Here is a 24267-nt window from a genome sequence, read left to right as displayed (position 1 = left end):
GTTATAAGCTGTCGTAATAATCACGAATGTGTTGAGTTTCACGATATCCATCGCTTTTTTTCTCAACTTTTGTCTCAGCAGTGACTGATGTTGCGTTTGCTGTTCCTGAAACCGCAGCGGCTACTGTTCCTGCGGCAGCAGCAGTTGCAATACCCTTCAGTAGATTTCGGCGGTTTAGGTCCGTTTTTTTATTGCTCATGCTATGCTCCTTTGCTTCCAATTCACTTGGAATGGGCGTCTGTTTTTATGGTTTTAATTCTGTTCTTGTCACCGCGAATTAAATCGCAGTCACTTCAATCTCATTTGGGTTCTTTGCAAAACGGGTTTGTTCTACCGTGAAGAACGCTTCCGCTAAACACGCCACTGATTTATAAAAATCGGCGTTTTGAGCATTATTGATTTGATCACACAGCGAGACATACCAAGGTTGAATATGACGATTAAAGAAACGTTGTTGCAGTACTTCTGCCTCACCTGCTTCTATCAACATCGCCATCACTTCGCATAATGCTGAGATATGGTCTTCTGGTTCTTTTACGTCTTCTGCGCGTTCAAAACCCAACTGCATTAGGTCTTGGCGAAGTGCGACTAATGGTTTTTCCATTAATGCTCCCGCAATGTGCCATGATCCAAATTGCATCACTTCACCGCGGCCAACACCAATAAATAGGTTTTGGTATTCGTCTTCTAGTTTTTCTAGCGTGTCGTTAAGGCTGGCTTGCTCTGCCGCTTTAACCAATTGGCTCCACGCTTGACTCATGCCGTGGGTTTCGCTCTGCTCCGTTTCGATGGTGACTAACCAATCAACCAATGCTTGCTCTGGTGCTGAACGGAATAAATGCGCTAATAAGCCATAAATTTCTTGTCGGATCTGGTGTTGTTCATTCATGGTATTAGACCTTTAATTGTTTTTCTGGATTTGCTGATAAGTCGATAAAGATGTCTTTTACTCGACAGTCTTCACACATGTATAGACGGTTGATTGAAGCTTCATCGCTAAAGTGCGGGTTACCTTGTAACTTAACTCTTAGCATTTCAATCATGGATGCTGGCGCGAATGGCTTATTACATGTTAGGCAACAAGCGGCATCTTCTTTGTGCATTATTTGTGTTTCTTGGCGTTCTTCTTTGTTCCAGTTCATTTGCACTTTCATGCTTAACGCTTTTTCTGGGCACGCATTCACACACAAACCACATTGAACACAATCTTGCTCAATGAATTTTAAGGTTGGGCTGTCTTGATCACCATGCAATGCGCGTGTTGGACAAACCGCCACACAACCCATGCATAACGTACAATCTTTGGTTACACAATCGATGGTTCCATAAGGCGCGTGGAATGGCATCGCTTGAACATCGATGACTTCAATATCATTCGCTGCGGCGTTTAAGGCTAAATGATCCAATGCCCCCATCAAGCGTTCACGTTTGTTGCCCGTTAACGGTCCATCAATAACGGATAATGGCGTGTCAATTAAGACCATTTCATTTAACGCTTCCATGTACACCACTTGCACACGTTCTGGTTCAAGACCAAGTTGCGTTAAGAATGCTTGTGCAATTTCAACTTCTTGCGTTAGCACTCGTTGGATCGTTTCTGGCATTCTACGGCTTGCGATAAACAGCACTTGAGCGGCACCATTCACTAACGCTGAGAACCACGTATCAATACCGACAGATAAAATTTCATCAAGCACAACGGGGATGATGTGATCTGGCATTGTTTTTAATGCCATTACATTGAAGTTTTCATGGCGATCACTACAGAAAGCGATGATAGGTGTCTCTCCGCCTTCTTTTTTGTAATTAGCTAATAAGCGAGCCGCGAAATTTTGTGTTTTTTCAGCTTCTGGTAACGCGTAGCTAATAGCTTCGGTTGGGCATGCTGTTGAACACGTACCAACACCTTGACAAAGGTATGGGTTAATTTGAATGTTATGACCCGTTTCTGCGGTGCCTTCACTGGTTAATGCACCAGCAGGACAAGCGTCTACACAACGCTCACACCCTTTTACACCACGAGAACTGTGGGCACATAAATCAGGGTTTAAACGGAAATATTTTGGTTTATCAAACGTACCCACTAAGCCAGGCAGTTCGTCTAGCACTTGTGCCAATGTTGGGTAGCCGCGCCCTACTGGATAATAGCCAGGAACCGGCACTTGCTCAGACATAACGCTGTCTAGCTTCATGTCTAACACCAAGTCAAAAGCCATTGCGCCGGTGGTGACTTTCGCTAGATTTACTTTTTCGCCATTCACGACACATTCAATATCAAACGCGCCTAAAAAGCCTTTTACTGATAAGTCTTTTGCAAAATACACCGTGCGATCTGACTCATGCGCTTGTATTTCTGATTCTGTAGACACCAACGTAATGCTGTTTAAGTCTGTGAATTGCTCAGCCACATCAACAATAATTCGAGTTGGACCAATGATGACAAGATTGCCACGACTTTCGTAACTTACTGTCGGTGGGATCAAGTTGTTCAGTTCCACAGTTTGCGCAATAGCAAACTGACGAGCTTTGGCATTTGTTGTTTCAGATTGTGCTAAAAATTGAGTTAACATTGCTTCACCTATTCTTGAGCCCGTTGGGCCTACTCAGTTCTATGACTGGATTCATTAGGTGTTACATCGCAATAACCGTACCAACTTAATGGGTAATTAATAATTTAATAAATAACTGAAATAGAGGTATTTTTGAAGGTATTTAGAAAAGATGAAAAGTGTGCCGGGACATTTTGTCTCACTTTGGTTCAAAATGTCCCGATTAATTAAGTGGTCTTTTTTGTCTCACTGTCTTGCTCTTTATCGCCTATAACGCATTGATATTCATTATCATTCTCGTTAGTGGCGTTCGATTCAAGATCATTATCTTGCTCTGTTTCGGCACTGTTCTCTGGCTCAATGTCCTCTTCTTCCTCTTCAACCGGTTCGACCATCCATCCTCGTAATGTTGCTGCAACATCAGAGTTTAATTTGGCTGGTGTTGAATAATTTGGCTCATCTTCCATCGCAAATTCTGGATTCAAAAACATCTTACGCAACGCGGCTTTTTTCAAATCTTTATCCACACCCGTTGCCATAAATTGGCTAACATTACTTGTGCCATTAATACTAACAAGATCGTCTTTTGTCGGTAGAGAGACTTGCTCTTCTGCGCTACCCGCCGTTTCTATTAAAGACTCAGACGACGCATTTTCTGCTCGGTTCTCAACCGCATCATCATTCTCAACAAGATTTGTATCGGCAATAATCTCAGCCGATTCCTCATCGCTAACCTCTTCACCTTGTTGAACTTTTCTCTTTCTTAATGACCATCTACTTAGGAAGTTGCTCACTTGCGCGCCCCGCACCTTTACGTTTTTTTCTACGAATTTCGATAAGTTCACCATGCTTGCCAATGAACGCTTCTAGCCACGCTTGCATCGGTAATGGCATATCGATAGACAACACAACATAATCGCCATCCATATATTGCCCTATCATGCTTTGTGACGCAGTGATCATTACTGGCGTAAGTACGTCGTTGTCATTTTCAAACGCGAAGAATAACTTAGGACTTTGAGAACTTAGATTGAAACGATAATCGGTTCTTTCATCTAAAAAAATCTCTAGCTCACGCTCAAATAACATCCCGTTACTTTGTGTTGCGACGGCCACTTTTTCATACAGGTGTACATCACCAATATGCCAAGAAGGGGCACTCCAACGGCCTACTTGCTTTATTTCTTCAATCACTTCAAATTGCAGTGGCCAAACGCTTTCTGTCTTTAGTTCCACAAGTTACCCTTCTTTTTATGAGGCTTTTTTATCGCTATACATGATATAAAGCAATCCTTATACCAACAGCGCTTTCTTTTTGATTTATCTCTATGGTATAAAATTTGCGTGTATATCGTAAATTACCTTAAATTCATTTAATTGGAGCCTACTTTGAGCCAATCACCAAAAATAATAACTACTGGCGCTGTACCTAAACAAACTCTTACTGTGGATGTTTATGATGAATACGGTGAGAAGCTTAGCAAAGAAGTGGCGTGCGAACAGCCATTAACCCTAATGCTGAACTGGCAAGAAGTTGTGACATTAATGACGTTAGGCGCTCGCCCTGCCGAATTGGTATTAGGGTATTTAAAAAACCAACATTTCATCTCTGATGTGTCGCTTTTAGAATCCGTATTGATCGACTGGGAAACCAAAACAGCCGCGGTAAATACCAAAGAAACCACAGAGCACGTAAAAGAAAACTTGAAGAAAAAAACGGTTACCTCTGGATGTGGTCAAGGCACCATGTATGGCAACGTTATGAAGCAACTTGAGAATTACCAAGTGCCTCAAGTAACCATCAATCAATCGGATATTTACGCGTCTCTAGAAGCCCTAACTTATCACAATGACACATACAAAGCCGCTGGTGCTGTGCATGGCTGTGCCATTTGTGAAAATAACCAAGTCTCGTCTTTTGTGGAAGATGTAGGTCGTCATAATGCGGTTGATACCCTTGCGGGTGAGTTATGGTTAAATCGTGGTACGGGTGACAATAAACTGTTTTACACCACGGGTCGTTTAACGTCTGAAATGGTGATTAAAGTCGCTCAAATGGGGATCCCAGTTTTACTTTCTCGTTCAGGTGTGACACAAATGGGCTTAGATTTAGCGCAGAAATTTGGCATTACGATTATCGCTCGCGCAAAAGGTAAGCGTTTCCAAGTGTTTGCTGGACATGAAAAAATTAACTTTGATGTCAAGGGTGAAGCGGTTGTTAACGATTAGAATTTGAGAACCAGATTCTAGAAAATGCTGGGGCGAGTAAGAATCTCTTGCTCGCCCCTAAAAACTAATCACTTACACTCTATTTGAGATGTATTCTTGGTACGTGTGTTTGGTTATTTTCAAAAATAGATCTGAAATCTTCATGATGTTTTAAGAATAACGCCGCGATGGTCGGATCAAAAGAGACACCGAGTTCATCTTCAATGATCTGAATAGAGACTTCATGACTAAACCCTTCTTTGTAAACCCGCTTTTGTCTCAGTGCATCATACACATCCACAATACTTACAATTCTGGCTTCAATCGGTATCGCCTCACCCACTAAATTTAAGTACCCTTTTCCGTTCCATTTTTCATGATGGTAAAGCACTATATTTTTAGTCAGTTCGCTCAACTCTGTATTTTTGATAATGTCATAACCAATATTGACATGTTGTTTCATCACATCAAATTCAGCAGGATCAAGTTTCCCCGGCTTTTTCAAAATGTAATGAGGAATACCGATTTTCCCAATGTCGTGCAGTGACGCAATCATCTGAATATCTTTAACAAATGGCTTTGGCATTCCTAATAAATTTGATAAATGTCCAGAATATATATTAATACGTTTGTTATGTTCACTCGTTTCTTCATCACTGTATAGCGACGCCATTTCTAATGAACCGATCAACGATTCATTCATGGTAAGTAGCTTGAGTTCTGCTCTTTTCGCCATAAAGATACGAGTAATTAGCACCACTATCATCAACAAACTGACGATTAGGATCCCCACTAATAACCAGAAGTCATTGTGTTTATATTTCTTGTTTTCATTAATGTAAACGTTCTTAATCAATCGATCATTATCCGAACTGATTGAGATAAGATTGATGGCATCGTATAACGCTTTTTTCTCTTTTTTTACCGCGATATACACTGAAATGGTTTCAGGTAATGTGCCCGCTGTTTTTAGATCATACATATCATCATTAATGGTGTGGTTTAATAATAAACGCTGATCGCCAAAGGCGTAATCTATTCTTCCATCATCAATTGCTTCAATAATCTCTTCAAATGTGTCGAAAAATACCATGGTGACATTCGACGTATTATTTTTGACGTATTCATAATAATGCGCGTTTTTCAGTATCCCTAATCGTGAATAATTCACATCAGAAATCGTTGAAATAAAACTGCCTTCTAACTTGTTAAATACTGACAACTCAAAACTATAGTAAGACTTCGTCAGGTAATAATTATCCGTAATGCACTCATTCACAAACGTCGATAACAACACATCGTATTCGAGACATACCCCCGCCTTAGGATCAGAAAACGTCACGGTATCTTTGAAGATGGTTTTTATGCTGTCAAAAAGCACAGGAGCAATACCTTGATACTGATCACCAACAACGTAACTGGCAGGGAATTCATCAAAACCATAACCCACCGTCGCATTAATACCTTGCAAGCTTTTATTATTCCTAAACGCATAAATAAAATAATCTTCACGTGCTTTTTTTACTAATGCTTGTACTTCTAGCGCGCTTAAATTATTGAAATATTTAATGAGTATATTGTGTATTTCAGGATGATCTTTTGTCGTTGCAAATGACGTATATAAGTGATCTAACCTTGGTAGTTTATGCGTTAAAAATGATTTATGTCCACTGACTTGCGTATCCGCTATAAAGGCATCAATTTCCCCGGCATTAAGTGCGGCAACCGCCTCATTCAAACTGGAAAATCGAACCGGAATATAATTAATATCATCGACATACTGATGGACAAAATTGGTGGTTGAATACCACTCTTCAATTAACCCCACCTTTTTGTTATTTAAACTAACAAGATCGGGGATCTTAGCTGCATCTTTATAATAAACCTTGATGTTTACACGATATAATGTGGGGACGAAATTATAATGTTCACTTCTGTCTTTTGTTTTCGCAAAATCGAAATAAGCCCCCGTTTCAACGTTATTAAATTTTTTAATTAGATCGTCAATCTTCTCGACTTGTATTTTAAAGTTCGTATTCAGTTTTTTATTGATGTCCTGAATCAAATCGAAATAAAGTCCTTTTTGAACATTATTTTCGATAAAAAACAGTCTTGAGTCATAATCATCGTTAAAGAACGTGAACTCTTGATTGTTTTTAAGCCATTGGCGTTCTTTCTCTGTCAGCTCAACCGCTAATGACATAGAAGAATAAAAACACATGAGAACGACGAATAAATGTTTCAATTTATACACACCAATTAATTATCAATAGTAACGAAGATTGAGCGCTATGCTTTCTCATTAAATTCTTTTTGAAATGCCAATACTTTTTCTAAATATCGACGTGCTTCAGCTTTAGGGTGTTTATTCGTTAACGCCCAATACAATTGATTTGGCTGTAAACGGTTTATTTCGCTGATCGCTTTCGTGCGATTTGGATCAAACGTTGAAAACACACCACCTGAGCCACCATTGTATGCCGAGATCATGCTGTAATGCTTATTTGTTGCATGACTAATATCTCGTAAGTAACGGTTCTTCAATATATAAAAGTATGCGGTTCCAGTATCAATATTATTGGCTGGGTTAAACAAGTATTCTTTGGTTGGAATACCTGATTTCTTTTTCACTAAACTAAAGACATCTGCCCCAGCCGTTTTTGGGATCACTTGCATTAACCCATATGCACCTGCGTGACTGACAGCATAAGGATTGAAGCTGCTTTCTGTTTTAATAATGGCGTAAATCAAATCAATGGAAATATCGTATTCTTTTGACGCTTTCTTAATCAAATCAGCGTATTGAAACTCGCGTTGCTCAAGGTGGTCTTTGACCATTGAGATCTCAACGTAATACGCGTTCCCTCTTTTAATCGGTTTTGATTTTAAATGATTATCAATTAAATAGGTTGCATAACGATCCGCACGCCATGGCCACTCAATATTTTTATTGTCTTGGTCTTTAATTTGACCAAGCAAAAATGGACGCCCACGCAATGGAATCGACTTATCACTGAATAAATCAACGTGTGACGGATCGGCAGGCATAAGAATGGTGCTAACAATCGCTTTTTTGAGTGTCTCTTTTGGCTCATATTGTGAGACAGTTGAAACGTAAATCTTACCTTTATCAAAATCGATGTGCGCGCGAGTGCGGTAACCATCAAGATACTTAACATAACGGTGTTTACCGGCTTCTAAAAACTCTTTGTCACCCCATTTACTGTGTACTTGAGACGCTAGGTTTGCAAGCTGTTCGCTTGTCGGTTTTGAACTGGCAGAGGTGTTTGTACTACTGCATTGATCACAAACAGTTGTCCCAGGTCTTAGGGAAGTGTTTGAGCCAGAAAAAATAGGGGTACAAGAAACAGTAGATAAGCAAACCAAAAGAGAAAGCCAGTAGTTTTTCATTTATGTCCTAAGTCGCATATTGAGTTTACTTATCAATATACTGGGATAGATTACGTATAGCATGTTAGCCGATAAGGAGGCGTATTTTACACAGAGTTTGGCTTTTGGGAATAGGAAACGACGAAGTTTTTTGAATATTTTGAAAAATATCGACACTTTAATTTTTGTGACATGCATCACAACTCCATAAAAGTAAAAAACCGCCAATAAAGGCGGTTTATGTCAATATTTAGGCATTATAATTTATAGCGTTTTATTTCTTCTTCCAATGAATCTGCTAACGATTTTAGCGCCTCAGCTTGCTTAGCTGCGGTTGCCGCTTCACTCGCCATTTGGTTAGCAACTTCTTGTACACCTTCCGTGTTACGACTGATCTCAGCCGTTACACTTGATTGTTCTTCGGCTGCTGACGCTATTTGCGTTGCCATGTCACTAATAACATTAATTTGAGAAGCGATCTTATCAATACTCACACCGGCTTCATCAACGTCTTTCACACTGGTTTCTGCAAGATGATGGCTATCGGACATAACAGACACCGCTTCTTGTGTGGTCGATTGCAATGTCTCAATCATTGATTGAATTTCTTCGGTTGACGTATGTGTTCGTTGTGACAATACACGCACCTCATCAGCAACCACGGCAAAGCCTCGGCCTTGGTCACCTGCTCGCGCCGCTTCAATGGCAGCATTCAACGCCAGTAAGTTAGTTTGTTCTGCGATAGAACGGATTGTCGCTAAAATTGAACTGATTTTTTGAGCGTGACCGTTGAGATCTTCAATAATACTTACTGCACTATTCACTTCACTCGCTAAGTTACCAATTGAAGATTGGCTTTGGTTCACTTGTTGATGACCTTCTTGCGTAAGCTCTACCGCTTGCGATGCTGATTTTGCGGTATTCTCTGCATTACCTGCAATTTCTTGTGTTGCACTCGCCATTTCTGTCACTGCAGTGGCAACCATCGTGATTTCATCTTGCTGTTGGCGAATATTTTCACTTCTTTTGATCGCAGAATCGGCTGAGTCGGCTGCCGAACGATTCAGGTCTAATGTGATCTCTCGTAAATTCGATGCCATGGTATGTAAACGAGACACAAATTGGTTAAAATTCTCAGCCAGTTTACCCACTTCATCATCCGATTTCACATTGATGCGAACCGTTAAATCCCCTTCACCATTGGCGATGTCTGCTAATGCTTCTGATACTGTACCTAGTTCACGTAATTGACGCGTCACTAACCATCCCGTAAACAATGAAACAAACAATAGAATTAAACCACCAATAAGCAATAATTTAACTAGCATAGCATGTAATGGGGCTTCTAATGTTTCTTGATCCATGACTAGGGCTATCGCCCAATTAGTATTAGGCACGGCTGTCACCATTACGGCTTTCTCTTTACCTTGTTGTTCAGTAAAGAAGAAACCATCCGATGAAATTTCGCTATTCAGATTATTGGCATCAAACCCTTGCCCCAGTTCTGAAATTGGTTTTAACGCCATTTTTTCATTTGGGTGTGCAACCACAATTCGATTGCTCACATCAAGAAGCATTGCGTAACCATCGCCCGGAACCGAAATATCAAGCACATCATCAATTAATGCACCCAATGCTAAGTTTGAGGCCGTAACACCTACGATTCTCCCATTCTCACGAACGGGTTCTGTTAACGTCACCACTAACGCTTGCATGGTATGACTTACATACGGCTTTGTTGTAATCCCCTTATTGGCGGCGATGGTTTCTTTATACCACCCACGTGTACGAGGATCGTAGCCCGCTTTATTCAATGATGGATCTTGACGTTGCATTACGCCCTCGGCGTCACCGTAGTAACTCAACCCAAAACCACCAGAGGTAAAAGTTTGCTTTAAGTGAGCGACCATATCTAGATTAGGGTTGCGTTCAATTGCTTCTTTCATGGCGGTTATTGCATCTTGACGACCTTTGAACCAATCTCCAATGCCTAAACTGTACGCTTTTGCGGTATTTCCGCTCTCACTTCGAATTGCATCCCATGCTTGTGTTTTCATTGTTTGGTATGAAAAAGTACCTAGCGATATAATCGTTAATACGATAAGTGCCACACTTGTTAAAACAAGTTTCATTTTTAAAGTTAGATGCATAATCTTTCTACTTCTAATGGTTGTGATTTGAAATAAGATGGAGGCAATTAAGAGTAAACAGTGGAACCAACACTGTTATCATAATTGCAAGACTCATAAATGAAACAAATGCTTACATTCTGAATCATACTAACAGTCTTACCATTTAAAAATGTGTTCTTTTTCACAAACCACCACCTAAGTAGTAATAAATTTGTTATCAAAACTGCACCACACACAAACAACACGTTTAATAACAAAAATTAATCTATTTATCCTCCACACAGGCAAATAAAAAAGCCTAACAATAATGATGATTGTTAGGCTTATATACGAATATTATTCGGTGGTTATTACATTAACAAATCGTTCCTGCACCTTGCTGGATGTCTTTGTCATTATCAATAATCGCTTGAGCAGCAATGGCTAAGCCTTCTGCTATTTGCTCTAACTTCATTGTTGGTTGAGAACCATCAACAGATTGCTCTGGCAATAGTGGAATATGTACAAAACCATGACGAATATTGGTGTCTTTTAGGTAATGTTGGATCCCGTAAAACAAATGATTACATACAAATGTCCCAGCAGTATTCGATACCATTGCAGGGATCCCCTCACTTTGCATCGCACTTACCATCGCTTTTACTGGCAGAGTAGTAAAGTAAGCGTCAGGGCCTCCTTCGACTACGGGTTCATCAATCACTTGAATGCCATCATTATCTGGGATGCGAAAATCATCCACATTAATTGCAATTCGCTCTGGCGTTATAGCCGTTCGACCCGAAGCTTGACCTACTGTGATCACCGCATACGGTTGTTGATCTTCAATGGCTTGTTTAACCACGTCGATCGATTTATAACGCACAACGGGCACTTGACAAATGCTGATCTCGCCACCGTTCAATTTACGGCCTGCAATTAATCTTACCGCTTCTAGCGCTGGATTAATTTTGTCATTACCAAAAGGTTCGAAACCTGTAATTAGAATCTTTTTCATCGTTAATCCCTAAAAGGCAAAAAAGTACATAAAGGTGGTGTTAATAAGTAGCATGATAAAACCGGGAATGAACTGGGTAATGATCACTTGGTTTTTATTATCTAATTCCAATAATGCCGCAGGTACAACGTTAAAGTTAGCCGCCATTGGTGTCATTAAGGTGCCACAATAGCCTGAGATCATGCCTAATACACCAACCACAATTGGATCACCGCCCATTTCAACAATCAGCAATGGAATACCAATACCTGCGGTAATGACAGCAAAAGCCGCAAACGCATTACCCATAACAATAGTGAAAAGAGCCATACCAAACGTATACGCAATGACATAAGCTAATACGCTGCCGTGAGGGACAATTTCTTTTACTATTTGAGAAACGGTATCACCGACCCCTGCCTGACCAAATAGATAACCTAATGCGGCTAGAAATTGAGATAAAATAGCCGCCCAACCAATCGTATCAATCAGGCGACGACCTTCATGAATACTTTGTACCGGTTTACATTTTGTTAGCCAGTTCGCGACAAGAAGTGACAATAATGAGCTTAATCCTAAGCCAATCAATGCACTTGTTCCGGTTACCTGACTCCATAAAATCGTACCCACTGGTACAATTAAGGCCGGAAGAAACAACATGTTTTGTAATGACTTCGCGCTCGTTTCTCTGAACTCATTATCACTTGAGTTGTAAGAACCAATGCCCATTAATCCCGCCGAAGCGAGTAAGGTCATCACTAAGACTAATGCACCGACAACCCAATCAGGTAATACCGCACCTAAACAAAAAGAAAGACCATAAGCTAACCAAAAAAGTCCTGTGCCAATGGCCTTTGGGTTCTTTTTATCGGTAAAACTTTGAAATGAAAACGCAATCAGAAGTAAGCCTGTCGCTTGATAAATATACTCTAACATGATTAATCCCTACTCTTCTTTGCCAGCTTTCGCTAAACGTGAATCTTCTATCCATGCTCGAACATAGAACACAACGCACGAGGCTAATGCCGTAGGAATCGCCCACATAAACATGTCATTTAACGCAACACTGTAACCGTGCTCTTCAAGTACGCCTTTAATAAGCAGTAAACCACCCGCACCAATAAAGATTAATTGACTGAAAAAGTTAGCAAAGTTTTCACTCATTGCGGCAAGCGCACGAAGGTGTTGTCTTTCTTTATGCGTTAGCGGTTTTCTGTTCTTCTCTGCAGCGGCTTCTGCCATTGGCGCCACTAAAGGACGGATCATCGATGGGTGTCCACCTAAATTCAAACCTAACGCATTCGTTACTTTACGCAGTAATAGGTACGTAAACATAACTCGACCAGCAGACGCTTGCTTGATTGAGCCAATCAGCGTTTCTGCTCGCTCTCTTAAACCAAAGCGTTCTAGTACACCAATCATAGGGAGTACAAGTATGAATAAAGACATATAGCGATTTTGAGTAAATGAAGCACCTAAAATGGATAAAATCTCTATAAAGTCAATATCAGCAACTAAACCAGTCACGATCCCTGCGGTTAAAATAACCAATAACGTATTTAAACGTAAAGCCAGCCCAAGAGTAATAATTACTACCCCGATTAAAGGCCAAAAATCAATCATCATATATCCTTATTTGCTTTATCTCAGCCCTACATCATGAAGGACGGATACTTGTAAATTTTACAGTATGTTAAAACTAAGTAGACCCCAACACGTCGGTAAACGTATTGGGGCCAACTATTGAGTATATTGAAAATTAAGCAGATGAAAAGTATTTATCTGCATTATAATTCTAAAATATCACGCTATTCTTAGAATAATTAGTCTGATTGATTAAAATATCATCACATACAAGGTATATATACTCATAAGAGCCATCATGCCAGTGATTAACCAACCGAAGACTGACATCCAAACAGGGTGTTTATAGTCACCAACAATCGACGATTTTGTTGCAGCAATGAGCATGATACTTAGCGTTACAGGTAAGATAAAACCATTCAACGCACCCGCAACAATCAATAACATGACAGGCTTACCAATAAAGCAAAAGATAAACGTAGATACAATGATAAAACCGATAATGAATCGACGAGAATGCAATTCAATAACAGGGTGCAATGTCTTCAAGAATGAGACCGATGTATAAGCGGCTCCAATAACAGATGTGATCGCCGCCGCCCAAAGCACTAAACCAAAAATCTTATAACCCACATTACCTGCAGCATGTTGAAACATAGAAGCAGGTGGATTTGTTGGGTCCAACGTAACCCCGGTACTAATAACGCCTAACGCCGCTAAAAATAAAATAATACGAACCACAGACGCTAAACTGATGGCTGAAATTGAGCCTCGGTTTACTTGTGGTAATGCTTCTTGACCCGTAACACCCGCATCAATTAAACGGTGAGCACCCGCAAAGGTAATGTAGCCACCCACCGTGCCACCCACTAACGTAATGATCGCAAGTACATTGAGTTTTTCAGGCCATACTGCACGATATAACGCTTCCCCCACTGGTGGTGAGGTTGAAAATAACACGTACAATGTCATGACGATTAACGCAGCCCCCATTACGATGGTAAAACGGTCCATCACTTTAGCGGCATCTTTTAACATGAATATCCCAACGGCAATCACTGCACTAATGGCAGATCCGACGATGGGCGTGATGTCTGGAAATAAAACGTTCATCCCCATCCCTGCACCACCGATATTACCGATGTTAAAAGCCAAACCACCAATGGCAACCATCCCCGCAATCGCATAACCGAGGCCGGGTAAAATATCGTTCGCAATGTCTTGCGCTCGTTTTTTAGAAACAACGATGATTCGCCAGATATTAAGCTGTGCGCCTATATCTAAGATGATGGAAATAAGGATAACAAACGCAAAGCTTGCGCCTAACGTTTGAGTAAAGACGGTTGTTTGAGTTAAAAAACCCGGCCCGACCGCTGAGGTTGCCATTAAAAAGGCGGCACCCATGATCAATGACCAGCTAAAGCCAGAACGCGTTGTTGGTCCTTCATTTTGCGTCACACTGGACGGTTGAGGTTCTATTTTTTCTGATGACATACGATTTCCTTTTGTGGTCACAGTGCTGCACTCTTATTGTTGCAGCGTCTTTCTCGTTAATCGAGATTATTGTAGTAATATTTTCATCTTCGCTATCTATGCAATAGCAACTTCATTTAAGAGCAATAAGACGTAAAGAATTGACGTTGTATCATCAATTCAGCTTCTGCGCTGTAGAGTTCTTTCTCATAAAACTGAACAGTTGAACCCGGTAAGCATTGCGCTAAGCGATTAATATCCGCATGCACTACGCACCCTATTTTTGGGTATCCCCCGATGGTTTGGCGATCACGCATTAGCACAATAGGTTGGCCATCACTCGGGATTTGGATTGACCCAAGTGCTATGCCTTCAGAAATTAAATTATTACGCTCACAATGAATAGGCTCTCCTGATAAGCGATACCCCATACGATCAATGTTGGTCGAAACGGTATAAATTGACGAAAAAAATCGCTGACGATCGGCAATCGAAAAATCGTTATATTGATAGCTCGGGATCACTCCAATATTAATATGGCGATCGTACGTCGGAATAAATCGACTCGGCACTTGCTTACGCAATCTCGGCTCAGAAAAAGACGTAGATAATTGCGAAACATCAACCGAATAACGAATTAAACGATTTGGGGTTAATGCACTGCCTTTACCATCATAGCCACCTAATCCATCACGACTTACCGTGGCGGAACTGCCTAAAATCGTTTCAACTTTAAACCCACCACTCACCGCTAAATAAGCACGTAGCCCCGACTTTGCGATGCTCATTTCAAGTTTATCACCTGAATTTATCGCGTAACTTTGCCAAGGGCTGATCGCATCACCATTGAGCTTCGCTCCCATATCCGCACCGGTCAGTGCGATTGTGGTGGCCGCATAAAACGTACAGCTAAATTGGCCTAACGTGATTTCAATTTGAGTCGCATTTAAATCGTTATCTACTAATTTATTAGCCCAATCAAACGCATGCTCATCCATTGGTCCGCCGGGAGTCACCCCTACCGATTGATGACCATATCGACCTTTGTCTTGAAGTAGCGCCAATGGCCCTGTGCTGTGAATTCGTAGTGTCATACTTTGCTTCCCTCTTTCACTAACAATGCCTCTGGATGCTCCCCTCCCATCGTTAAATATTCTTCACGTGAAATTGGTTTGAAAGTCACTTTTGCCCCCATCTCAAACACCGTAAGGTTGTCTCGATTAAAATCAATCAAATTAACGGGGGTGCGCCCAATCACCTGCCATCCTCCCGGTGAAGATTTTGGGTAAATCGCCGTTTGTTGTTCAGCGATGGCCAAGCTGCCTGCAGGTACACTCAACCGTGGCGTACTTTTACGAGGAATATGAATGCGAGAGTCAGTATTGCCTAAATAAGCAAAGCCCGGAGCAAAACCAATTGCATACACGCGGTACTCTTGAGAGGAATGAATAGACACGACCTCATCAAACGATAAACCGGTATGACGACTGATGTCTTCGGCATCAAGGGACACTTCTGGTCCATAATACACAGGTAATTCAATCACAACAGAAGACAACGGTAATTGCCCACTGTTGTTATCTTGGTGAAGACAGTGATGTAAACGAGACATAAATGAGCGTAACTCTATGCGCGTTAAATCATAAGTAATTAAAATCGACGTGTACGATGGCACCATATCAATCACGAACAAATCCGATTCTTGATTAATCATAGCAACGGATTGAGCAATAATATCGGCAGTTTCAGGACTAACCGTATCGGAAAATACAACTAAAACAGTGGACTCATTAACGGCTGATATTTTCATGATTACTCCGCCTTTCTCTGCAACTTTTTACGTAAATACGTCGCTGTCGATACCGCAAAAGGACCATCACCATGAATACATAAGGTATCTGCGCGAATCGCGATTGTTTTTCCGGAAAGTGTGGTGACACAGCCTTGATCAATCAATTGATCGGCTTGGTGTTGAATCGCTTCATCGGTATGATGACTTGAATTAGGTACACTGCGTGGCACGAGTCGACCTTCTTCGTCATAAGCTCGGTCAACAAACGCTTCAAACCATAATGTAATGCCAAATTTATCGGCCAACGTTTGATAGCGAGCGTGGTCAGGCACCGCCATTACCACGAAAGGTAAAGTGACATCGTAACGCTGTAATGCACCCAATAAGGTTTCAAGAATCGCATCGTCTTTCATCATCGCGTTGTATAACGCACCATGAGGTTTCACGTACCTTAATCTTGTATTTTTACTTTGACATATCCCCTGCAATGCACCCAATTGATAGATAAATAACGCGGCTAAATCTGTAGCGTTCATTGCAATATCGCGTCGGCCAAAGCCTTGTAGATCGTTGTAGCCGGGATGAGCACCAACCATCACGCCATTGTCTTTTGCTAGCGCAACGGTTTTCATCATTACGCTTGGATCCGAAGCATGCATACCACACGCAATATTCGCCATGTCTAACGCTGGCATAATGGCGGCATCTTCACCTAGCGCCCATAATCCAAAACTTTCACCCATATCACAATTAATCTTCATTCCATTTCCTTAATTATTGGCTCGTTGTTTGGTAACAACACAGTGATGGCAACCCTGAATAACTAGAGCACGGCAAACTCAGAACTTAAGCGGTCGGTGATCAACATTTTTCCTGGAGCATGGGTAATACAGAAAGGAGGACGACTTTGGCGGATCACATTTTGCGGTGTGACACCACATGCCCAAAACACTGGAATTTCATCTGAATTGATATGAACCGCCTCTCCATAATTTGGTTTAGCGATGTCTGAAATTCCAATCGCGCTAGGATCACCGAAATGCACTGGTGCGCCATGGGATTTAGGGAATCGAGTCGTTATTTGAATCGCACGTATTGCATCCTTTGGTGTAAATGGACGCATAGAAACCACAAAGTTTCCGTCAAACTTCCCTGCAGGTTGGCAAGCAATGTTTGTGTCATACATCGAGACATTTTTGCCATCATCAATATTTCGAATAGACAAACCAGATTGGATTAGAGCCTCTTCAAACGAGAAAGAACAACCAAGAACAAACGTCACTAAATCGTCTTGCCACAGTTCGGTAAGATCTGGTACTGAGGTTTCAAAATTACCCTCATAGAACACATGATATTCGGGAACGTCCCTCGACAAATCAATATCAGTACCAATGGAAGGAAGGTATCTCTCTCCTGGTTGAGTGACGTCGATCAATGGGCATGCCACAGGATTTTTCTGACAAAAAAGTAAGAAATCAGTCGCCCAAAGAGCCGGTAAAATAACGAGATTGGCTTGTAAATAACCCGGAGCATAGCCTGAAGTCGATTTTGTGAACTCATTACTTCTGATTTTTTTACGTAGATTATCGAGTGATAAATCCTTATCCATCATGTTCTCCCTTTGATGATTGTAATGTTATCGTTAATCAGGAGTTACATTACTGCTTATTTTAATAATGTCTATTCGTATTTTTCTGCTATTCTTGATAAATATTTTTTATCATCCAGTAACAGAATTAATTAAAGAGAGGCATATAATGCTCAATCTAAAACAACTTGAAACCTTTGTGTGGATAGCTCATTTAGGCAGCTTTAGAAAGGCTGCAAAGCATTTATGCACGACACAACCTGCAATCTCAACACGCATTGCTAATCTTGAAGAGACGTTGGGTGTACCCCTATTTTTTCGTGATACAGGTTCGATATCGTTAACCGCAAAAGGACGAGAGCTACTTCCCTTTGCTGAAAAACTGTTAACTAATGCCGATCAATTTCAGGCATTGGCGAATAATTCAGAGGCTATTTCGGGGATATTGCGCGTTGGGGTATCAGAAACCATCGTTCATACGTGGTTGCCTCATTACCTTTCGTTGATCCATCAGAGTCTACCCCACTTAGAGGTTGAGCTCATCGTAGATGCGACCATTAACCTTAGAAAAGAGCTGTTAGCTCGTAATATTGATATTGCGATTTTATTAGGGGAAGTCGTCGAACCCAATGTGATTAGCCAATATATTTGTGATTATTCGCTGCATTGGGTCGCGAGCCCGACAATACCAAGATCATCATTACAAACCGTCACTCACTTTTCTCGCTGGCCAATCATTACGTATGCACGAAATACAACCCCGTACCAAGAGGTTGAGCGTTACTTTACAAAGCATAACAATCAACCCACACGGTTCTATTCCGCTAGCTCATTATCTGCTAGCATTCGTTTAGCAGAAAGTGGTGTCGGCATTGCAATGCTACCTAAAGAGGTGATTGCCTATGCCCTCAATAACAAAACATTGAAGATAATTGACGCCGATTGGACACCAAATCCATTGCAATTTTCTGTCGCTTATCTCGACACACCGATTAACTTAATGACCATTGAAGCCGCGAAACTTACCTTCGAGGCCGAAGAACAATATAAAGCCTTTAGTTAATCGAGGAATCGAGCTTCTGTCTATTTACTCAGTTGTATATCGAGATCATCGAGTAAAGAAGGATAACCCCAGCCGTTGTTATTCTCGATAACGGTTTCTTGAGTAAGATATTCATACAATGTTGGCGCCAATGACCCATTAGGCTCACTCGTTAATGGCCTAACATTAGGGCCTACAGGGGTTCCCCAGAATCCTAAAAAAGCATCTTTTTCTAAATAGTGCTCGCCAGCATGTCTGCCCGGTACTTTGGTATTAAAACCAATACCAAATTTAGGGAACAAGTTTATCGTCCCTGCTCTGTCTTCTTCATACAATTTAGCCAATTGATTCACGGAATCTGGTCGCGCCGTGTAAGCAGTCAGGTATCTCCACTCTTGCTCTGTACACCATGAATTCACATTGTCATTAACGGCAGAGACCATACATCGTTGATATAACTCTTGGTATGATGCTAATTCAGCTTTATTTGGCTGCGATTTATAAGGATTAAGAACATCGAGTTCAAGTAACTGGGATGATCCAATAACAGGCTGATACAGTAATCGGTCCCCTTTTTTAGTGATTAATTCATCAACTCTAACATCGTCTTTAAAACCGATAATTCGAACTGTACATTCATCTAACGTGCAGTTTGTTTCTCTAACAACGAGATAATCTAACGATTCTTCTAAACGTGAAGCAACCTCATTAATCACGTTGATAGACTTACCTTTTGGCGCATTCACTGGCGTCCATGTTGTTAGCTCTACGTACGTTGGTTGCACTTTCCAACCTTGAGCAGAATTAAATAAATCCATCATAAAATTACCGCCCGCAGTAGAAGCGACCACCACATCGACTTCTTTATTGCTTTCATAATTCAACGCATTGGTAATTTTAGGACCCTCTCCTTCATCCGAAGAAATTTTCTTAATCACTAACGGATAACCTAGCTCCACTTGAAGAGGTTCGAAAACCTGCTTTTCTGGATTAAGAGAATAATACACAGGAGATAAACCGTGATCTCCTGCCATTCCCCATAAGGTTCTATCGTATACGCCAGCGTCTTTATATGTGTTGGTAAATTGCGTTAACCAATAATCTAATCGGTTTAATTCCCCGGTCGGCATCAATATTTCATCACTAAACGGGCCAGTGAAATGAGCAAAGTGATCCGGCCATGGATTATAAATTAGTGTGTAATCTGGCATCCCTTTTTGTTCAAGTTTCGAGAGGGATTCTAGGTTTTGTTGGATCTTCCATTTTTGAGTTAACTTGCTGTAAATATCCAAGGCAAAGATACCGTCATAAACACGAATGTCTTCAATAAGATCGGCTCTCATGGTCGACACTGTTTTCTCTATGTTTGCACGTTGCGTCAACTCTCGCAGACAACGCTTTTCACCGAAATCTCGTAAGCTCTCACCTGCCCCTAAGTTCACCAAGCCATCATAGGTGGTATGTGCATTCCAATCATATTGCGCATTACAGTTTAAAGTCACCAAATAATCCAAGCGATCAAACATGGTTTGAACCTTGTTCGCTTCCATCAAGCGGTCAAGTTGCAACGCATCGTTGCCAAAGAAGTAATAGGCACGATCTTCTTTTCTATCGACAAAGTGAAAATTTGGTATCCCAGTCCCTCCTTTACCTGACACTTTTGCGCCGGTTTTTATTATCGGTAAATTGCGAACACTGATAGTCGGTGTTGATGAAATGCCCACATCGACAATGCTGTTATCGTAATTTTTATACAGCTCAGTAAAAAATGGCAAGTACGATGGGTCTTTATACTCTTTCTCGGTCAGTCTTTTTAAGAATGACAGTTGTTGCTCATGTTCTGGCTGCGTGGTGATTTCATTCTGAGGTTTGTAGCGTTCATGGTTAAGGTGATCTTGATAGATCTGTTTGATGAATGGCTTTTTCAGCGGAGAAACAATACCTTCAAGTAGCCCTTGTTGCAGTCCATCAACCGTGACTTGAACCGCCAATCGACGCTGCTGACGAGAGTCTAAATAAGCGATGAGCGTATCTGGATTATCTTTAAAACGCGCTTGTAACCACTCATTCAATATTTCTTGTCGTTGTTCTTGATAGATAAACTGGCGGTACGATTTCAATACATTAAGACGAACAAAATCAATCAGAGTAATCGTCAATGCTTCCGCTTTATTATTTACAGAGCCTTTATGCTCTGGCTGACCATCTTCTATAATTTGCTCTAACGTAGCACGCATCTCCCCTTCGTCCATACTCGTGACGGCTTTTGTCATACTCGCAATAATGATGGGTTGAATTTTATCTATGATCTTTTTATCTTCAGGGGTATCAGACAGGTACGTATAACGCTCAGGCAGTACGTCAAGATCCTTCCACTCACCAATCTGTACCAATTCATCATAAACAATCACCATGTTAGCAATGAATTTACGATCAATAGTTAATCCTTGATGATGGCTATCCGCCAACTCTGGTTCCTTTTCTTTGTCTGCCTCATTTAAAGTAAATAAAGAATGACTAAATCCGGTGAGTGTTTCTTCATCATATTGTGTTTTCAAATAGGCTTTAAAAGCATCTTCATTATCCATATCTCCGTATTTATTCACAAAGGTATAAAGAAAACGCCCTAAAGGGATCGCGTATGAGGGATTTGAAAGCTTTGCAATGATGCTTTTCTTAACATCACTCTCCAATGGTAGCGATAAAATGTAAGCGTCTAATGTGATGCCAGCAATGGTAAAAATAGCGGCATCACGCACCGTTTTCGTTGTATAAATGACCGAAGCGTTTATCTGATTTTTTAGTATTTCTGCTGAGTTAACTACGCCACCAATCACAGGAATAGCACTGACATTGGCCAAACTGTTGGCACTCAACATTGAAAGAGATAACACACTGAGAGTAAATATTGACGAAAACGATCTGTTTTTCACTTTAACTTCCTTTTATAGCAATTTGGATAAGTCATTGAGCTGATAATTACGGGTTTTGGTACATAAGAACAATCAACAACTTATTTAGACTACATTATATAGTGTTGAACAATTTGTTTCATGGGTGGGATTCTAAAATATGGATAGTTACACATTTGAATGTAATGAGAGGGATAGAATAACAAAGGGAGTGTAATGATACTTGCACTGGAATGATTCATGGAAGCCCTCTACAAAACTCATAAGTATGAATTTTATAGAATACTCCCATTGCAATTTAATTCTGATTAGCTCACGGGGATTACGATGCCGCTATAACTATTATGTAATTGATAGTTTTAATCTATTACAGTCCGAAACCGATCTTAGGTTGACGGCGAACTGAACGAACACCCCATGGTGCTAAATCTGGTTTTGGTTGGCCTTCGAAATCACCAAGGCAAATATAACCTTTAGAAAGATAACGGAATAGGAAATCGCCACCATCTAGTGAGCCTGTTCTGTCATCACCAAACGGTAAATGAATACGCTCAATATGAAGATCTGATGCTTTTTTAAAAGCAGCATAAGCCGTTGAGTTAATGTCGTATGCATCTAAATTTTTCAAGAGTGCTTTATCTGACATTTTTGCTTTCATACGAGCAAATATCATGATTAAACGTTTTTGTCTTTCAGAAGAGACTATGATCATTTCCATTATAGGAACTCCTTTCAAAAAAAGGAATTATATAGTAAGCCTCAGCCTACTTCTATATTCACTTTATATCGCTACAGACAACTGCTTAATTACACAGCGATATTCATAACAATCTATAATCTCACCATCCACAATGGTAAATTCAGGCTTAAATCCAACTTGTTTAAAGCCATTTTTCTTTAATACCTGTTGCGATGCAAAATTGTCAGTCGATGCGGTCGCTGTCAGTGATGATAACCCCAATGTGTCTTTAGCAATATCAATCAATATTTTGGTCGCGTAGGTTGCAAGTCCTTTTGAAACAAAATCTTCACCAATTCGATACCCAATAGACGCCGATTCCTTTTCTTTATTAATATTGTAAAGATTGGCTCGACCACAAATAACACCAAGATCATCTTTAAGTAGCATTGGGTATGTTTTCCCTTTCGCGTATTCAGAAAGACAACAAACAATGTGTGCTTTTATACCTTCTTCATCAAAAAAATCGTCATCTCTCGCTTCAATAAAAGATTCAAACCATTCTTTATTCGCCAATTCAAACGCCAGCAATGCTGATGCATCGTCTATCGTAAGTAGATGTAATACCGCCATAGCCAATCCCTCTTATTTTTATGACTTGCTTTACCTGATTATAGACAAAAAAAAGCCGCGAGATAGGCTCGCGGCTTTTTATTTTTATCTTTCAATCTACAAAGCGTAAATCTTACAAACCTTGTTGATATTGATCGTTAGTGTTGATTGGAACCATTGTAAACAACTCTTCTTGCACACTCGTATCGCCATTCAATAACTTCTCAAAGTGTTTCACTAATTCGACTTTATTGGCTTGTTCTTTAGAACCACCACCAATGTTCGTTAAATCAATGAAGAACTCATCAAACAGATCCGATAAATCAGTCACGATATCCATGTTTAAGAATTGCTCGTGGTTGTAAATACTTGGGTAGCCGCCTTTTTGCTTATCGACTGCAAATGAAATGCCTTTCACGTTTGTAATCGTGGTGGCTTTTTCACACTTCAACATACAACCTGCTTCAATCGATGGTTTGTTACAACCTACGGTTTGTTGGAAGAAACATTGACGGCTTGTCATCATCAAAATCGGATGATAAATGCTGTATACCAACTTAAAGTTTTCAGGACGACGAATGTGTTTAATTTGACCTTTATTGATCTCATTTGAGATAAAGGCACCAGCACAATTCAACGCTTCTTTCATCGTAATTAGCGCATGTGAGTTTGTTGTGTTTAGTAATGGACCAGCGATCCACTCTATCCCCATTTCAAACGCTTTATATGCTATACCCGTATTATTCGTTACGATACGAGTTGGTTTTGCTTCTTCTAATACTTTCACGGCTTCGTCGTAATCTTTACCAATCAGAACCGCAGGGAACCATGGGATTAAACGAGGGTTTTCTAAGAAGATATTAATGTATGTTTTATCACGCTTTTTAAAGCTTTCTGGTAATTTGAAGTAAATGTCTGCGTCAGTCACATCACATATGTTCAAATCGGCAACATCAGAAATCAGCATCGACAATGTCGGTTTCTCTTCGACTTTTGGCTGCTGTACTAATGCCGCAACATCTGTGTGTTTAATCACTTCTTTAGAACCATTCAATAAGAAAGCGACTTTCTCTTTAAGCTCAGAAAGCTCTCTGAATGGAACGGCTAAGTTGTCTCCAAGCTCTGAGAAATCGTAACCTTCAAGAAGGTAATCTGGCGTAATCACGCCTTTAAAGCGCTTCTCTAGCTCTTTTGAAGTGATCGATTTTTTATTGAGGTTAGCTCCGGTGATATCATTCGCCAGATCCCCGACGAAAAGATGTTGGAAGTTGCTAGAGATCTTGCTGCTAGTGCATCAGGGTTAATCGCCATGAAGATATAAACCATTAATTGA

At 40.5% G+C, this 24267-nt stretch carries 21 protein-coding genes and 2 pseudogenes; 3 read left to right on the top strand and 20 right to left on the bottom strand.

Annotated elements, in window-relative coordinates; all coding sequences use genetic code 11:
* Position 1: 1 nt before the first annotated feature.
* The 5 genes from AACV33_RS12190 to AACV33_RS12170 all read right to left on the bottom strand — a co-directional run bounded on the left by AACV33_RS12190 (position 2) and on the right by AACV33_RS12170 (position 3785).
* A complete protein-coding gene (locus AACV33_RS12190; protein ID WP_012550126.1) occupies positions 2–199 on the bottom strand; it encodes a twin-arginine translocation signal domain-containing protein in 198 nt (65 codons plus the stop codon).
* Between the two features lie 78 nt (positions 200–277).
* Positions 278–889: a TorD/DmsD family molecular chaperone gene (locus AACV33_RS12185; RefSeq protein ID WP_012550125.1), complete on the bottom strand. Its 612-nt coding sequence runs from the start codon at positions 887–889 to the stop codon at positions 278–280.
* Between the two features lie 4 nt (positions 890–893).
* The gene (locus AACV33_RS12180) at positions 894–2570 is read right to left on the bottom strand and encodes a 4Fe-4S dicluster domain-containing protein (protein ID WP_182700289.1); all 1677 of its coding nucleotides are present in this window, start codon (positions 2568–2570) and stop codon (positions 894–896) included.
* A gap of 206 nt (positions 2571–2776) precedes the next feature.
* Positions 2777–3343 (bottom strand): DUF3306 domain-containing protein, encoded by a 567-nt coding sequence (locus AACV33_RS12175; RefSeq protein WP_182700288.1) that lies wholly within the window; start codon positions 3341–3343, stop codon positions 2777–2779.
* Positions 3324–3785, bottom strand: a complete 462-nt coding sequence (locus AACV33_RS12170; RefSeq protein WP_182700287.1) for a DUF3305 domain-containing protein — start codon at positions 3783–3785, stop codon at positions 3324–3326. The genes AACV33_RS12175 and AACV33_RS12170 overlap by 20 nt, the downstream gene beginning before the upstream one ends.
* Positions 3786–3938: 153 nt before the next feature.
* Here AACV33_RS12170 and AACV33_RS12165 point away from each other — a divergent pair, with 153 nt between their 5' ends.
* Positions 3939–4778 carry a formate dehydrogenase accessory sulfurtransferase FdhD gene (locus tag AACV33_RS12165; RefSeq protein ID WP_023603311.1) on the top strand — a complete coding sequence of 280 codons (840 nt, stop codon included), beginning with the start codon at positions 3939–3941 and terminating at the stop codon, positions 4776–4778.
* Positions 4779–4857: 79 nt separating this feature from the next.
* On the opposite strand, the gene AACV33_RS12160 is transcribed toward AACV33_RS12165, so the two are convergent.
* From AACV33_RS12160 to AACV33_RS12110, 11 genes are all read right to left on the bottom strand, one after another.
* Positions 4858–7011 (bottom strand): HD domain-containing phosphohydrolase, encoded by a 2154-nt coding sequence (locus AACV33_RS12160; protein ID WP_244886249.1) that lies wholly within the window; start codon positions 7009–7011, stop codon positions 4858–4860.
* A 35-nt stretch (positions 7012–7046) separates the two neighbouring features.
* Complete coding sequence (mltC, locus tag AACV33_RS12155; protein WP_017022255.1) at positions 7047–8168, bottom strand: membrane-bound lytic murein transglycosylase MltC; 1122 nt, start codon at positions 8166–8168, stop codon at positions 7047–7049.
* A gap of 236 nt (positions 8169–8404) precedes the next feature.
* Positions 8405–10297 (bottom strand): methyl-accepting chemotaxis protein, encoded by a 1893-nt coding sequence (locus AACV33_RS12150; protein ID WP_017022699.1) that lies wholly within the window; start codon positions 10295–10297, stop codon positions 8405–8407.
* Between the two features lie 337 nt (positions 10298–10634).
* The gene (pcp, locus tag AACV33_RS12145; RefSeq protein ID WP_182700286.1) at positions 10635–11273 is read right to left on the bottom strand and encodes a pyroglutamyl-peptidase I; all 639 of its coding nucleotides are present in this window, start codon (positions 11271–11273) and stop codon (positions 10635–10637) included.
* A gap of 9 nt (positions 11274–11282) precedes the next feature.
* Positions 11283–12188, bottom strand: coding sequence for a DUF979 domain-containing protein (locus AACV33_RS12140; protein ID WP_017022701.1), 906 nt, complete (start codon positions 12186–12188; stop codon positions 11283–11285).
* Between the two features lie 9 nt (positions 12189–12197).
* On the bottom strand, positions 12198–12875 hold the full coding sequence (locus AACV33_RS12135; protein WP_023603314.1) for a DUF969 domain-containing protein: 678 nt from the start codon (positions 12873–12875) through the stop codon (positions 12198–12200).
* A 213-nt stretch (positions 12876–13088) separates the two neighbouring features.
* On the bottom strand, positions 13089–14330 hold the full coding sequence (locus AACV33_RS12130) for an NRAMP family divalent metal transporter (RefSeq protein WP_182700285.1): 1242 nt from the start codon (positions 14328–14330) through the stop codon (positions 13089–13091).
* Positions 14331–14446: 116 nt separating this feature from the next.
* Positions 14447–15403: a 5-oxoprolinase subunit C family protein gene (locus AACV33_RS12125; protein WP_017022704.1), complete on the bottom strand. Its 957-nt coding sequence runs from the start codon at positions 15401–15403 to the stop codon at positions 14447–14449.
* Positions 15400–16119 (bottom strand): 5-oxoprolinase subunit PxpB, encoded by a 720-nt coding sequence (gene pxpB / locus AACV33_RS12120; RefSeq protein ID WP_182700284.1) that lies wholly within the window; start codon positions 16117–16119, stop codon positions 15400–15402. The genes AACV33_RS12125 and pxpB overlap by 4 nt, the downstream gene beginning before the upstream one ends.
* A 2-nt stretch (positions 16120–16121) precedes the next feature.
* Positions 16122–16862 carry a 5-oxoprolinase subunit PxpA gene (locus tag AACV33_RS12115; RefSeq protein WP_017022706.1) on the bottom strand — a complete coding sequence of 247 codons (741 nt, stop codon included), beginning with the start codon at positions 16860–16862 and terminating at the stop codon, positions 16122–16124.
* A gap of 62 nt (positions 16863–16924) precedes the next feature.
* Positions 16925–17710, bottom strand: a complete 786-nt coding sequence (locus tag AACV33_RS12110; RefSeq protein ID WP_017022707.1) for a putative hydro-lyase — start codon at positions 17708–17710, stop codon at positions 16925–16927.
* A gap of 148 nt (positions 17711–17858) precedes the next feature.
* Between AACV33_RS12110 and AACV33_RS12105 the strand changes: the two genes are divergently transcribed.
* Positions 17859–18752: a LysR family transcriptional regulator gene (locus AACV33_RS12105; protein WP_017022708.1), complete on the top strand. Its 894-nt coding sequence runs from the start codon at positions 17859–17861 to the stop codon at positions 18750–18752.
* A 20-nt stretch (positions 18753–18772) separates the two neighbouring features.
* On the opposite strand, the gene AACV33_RS12100 is transcribed toward AACV33_RS12105, so the two are convergent.
* The 4 genes and pseudogenes from AACV33_RS12100 to AACV33_RS12085 form a co-directional block, all read right to left on the bottom strand.
* The gene (locus tag AACV33_RS12100) at positions 18773–21664 is read right to left on the bottom strand and encodes an alkaline phosphatase family protein (RefSeq protein ID WP_182700283.1); all 2892 of its coding nucleotides are present in this window, start codon (positions 21662–21664) and stop codon (positions 18773–18775) included.
* A 346-nt stretch (positions 21665–22010) separates the two neighbouring features.
* Positions 22011–22361 carry a hypothetical protein gene (locus AACV33_RS12095; RefSeq protein WP_012550113.1) on the bottom strand — a complete coding sequence of 117 codons (351 nt, stop codon included), beginning with the start codon at positions 22359–22361 and terminating at the stop codon, positions 22011–22013.
* A 63-nt stretch (positions 22362–22424) separates the two neighbouring features.
* Complete coding sequence (locus AACV33_RS12090; protein WP_017022710.1) at positions 22425–22955, bottom strand: GNAT family N-acetyltransferase; 531 nt, start codon at positions 22953–22955, stop codon at positions 22425–22427.
* A 112-nt stretch (positions 22956–23067) separates the two neighbouring features.
* Positions 23068–24027, bottom strand: a pseudogene (locus AACV33_RS12085) (U32 family peptidase); the annotation flags it as partial.
* Positions 24028–24147: 120 nt separating this feature from the next.
* Between AACV33_RS12085 and AACV33_RS12080 the strand changes: the two are divergent.
* Positions 24148–24255: pseudogene (locus AACV33_RS12080) on the top strand (flagellar protein FlaG); the annotation flags it as partial.
* Positions 24256–24267: the final 12 nt, after the last annotated feature.

The organism is Aliivibrio sp. SR45-2 (genome assembly GCF_963890165.1).
Taxonomy (GTDB): Bacteria; Pseudomonadota; Gammaproteobacteria; order Enterobacterales; family Vibrionaceae; genus Aliivibrio; species Aliivibrio salmonicida.
This window is presented reverse-complemented; position numbering and strand designations above follow the sequence as displayed.

What these genes read in the sequence shown, in the direction of transcription:
- AACV33_RS12190 (WP_012550126.1), bottom strand. Translation starts at nt 199, where the DNA reads ATGAGCAATAAAAAAACGGACCTAAACCGCCGAAATCTACTGAAGGGT.
- AACV33_RS12185 (WP_012550125.1), bottom strand. Translation starts at nt 889, where the DNA reads ATGAATGAACAACACCAGATCCGACAAGAAATTTATGGCTTATTAGCG.
- AACV33_RS12180 (WP_182700289.1), bottom strand. Translation starts at nt 2,570, where the DNA reads ATGTTAACTCAATTTTTAGCACAATCTGAAACAACAAATGCCAAAGCT.
- mltC (WP_017022255.1), bottom strand. Translation starts at nt 8,168, where the DNA reads ATGAAAAACTACTGGCTTTCTCTTTTGGTTTGCTTATCTACTGTTTCT.
- AACV33_RS12150 (WP_017022699.1), bottom strand. Translation starts at nt 10,297, where the DNA reads ATGCATCTAACTTTAAAAATGAAACTTGTTTTAACAAGTGTGGCACTT.
- pcp (WP_182700286.1), bottom strand. Translation starts at nt 11,273, where the DNA reads ATGAAAAAGATTCTAATTACAGGTTTCGAACCTTTTGGTAATGACAAA.
- AACV33_RS12140 (WP_017022701.1), bottom strand. Translation starts at nt 12,188, where the DNA reads ATGTTAGAGTATATTTATCAAGCGACAGGCTTACTTCTGATTGCGTTT.
- AACV33_RS12135 (WP_023603314.1), bottom strand. Translation starts at nt 12,875, where the DNA reads ATGATTGATTTTTGGCCTTTAATCGGGGTAGTAATTATTACTCTTGGG.
- AACV33_RS12130 (WP_182700285.1), bottom strand. Translation starts at nt 14,330, where the DNA reads ATGTCATCAGAAAAAATAGAACCTCAACCGTCCAGTGTGACGCAAAAT.
- AACV33_RS12125 (WP_017022704.1), bottom strand. Translation starts at nt 15,403, where the DNA reads ATGACACTACGAATTCACAGCACAGGGCCATTGGCGCTACTTCAAGAC.
- pxpB (WP_182700284.1), bottom strand. Translation starts at nt 16,119, where the DNA reads ATGAAAATATCAGCCGTTAATGAGTCCACTGTTTTAGTTGTATTTTCC.
- AACV33_RS12115 (WP_017022706.1), bottom strand. Translation starts at nt 16,862, where the DNA reads ATGAAGATTAATTGTGATATGGGTGAAAGTTTTGGATTATGGGCGCTA.
- AACV33_RS12110 (WP_017022707.1), bottom strand. Translation starts at nt 17,710, where the DNA reads ATGGATAAGGATTTATCACTCGATAATCTACGTAAAAAAATCAGAAGT.
- AACV33_RS12105 (WP_017022708.1), top strand. Translation starts at nt 17,859, where the DNA reads ATGCTCAATCTAAAACAACTTGAAACCTTTGTGTGGATAGCTCATTTA.
- AACV33_RS12095 (WP_012550113.1), bottom strand. Translation starts at nt 22,361, where the DNA reads ATGGAAATGATCATAGTCTCTTCTGAAAGACAAAAACGTTTAATCATG.
- AACV33_RS12090 (WP_017022710.1), bottom strand. Translation starts at nt 22,955, where the DNA reads ATGGCGGTATTACATCTACTTACGATAGACGATGCATCAGCATTGCTG.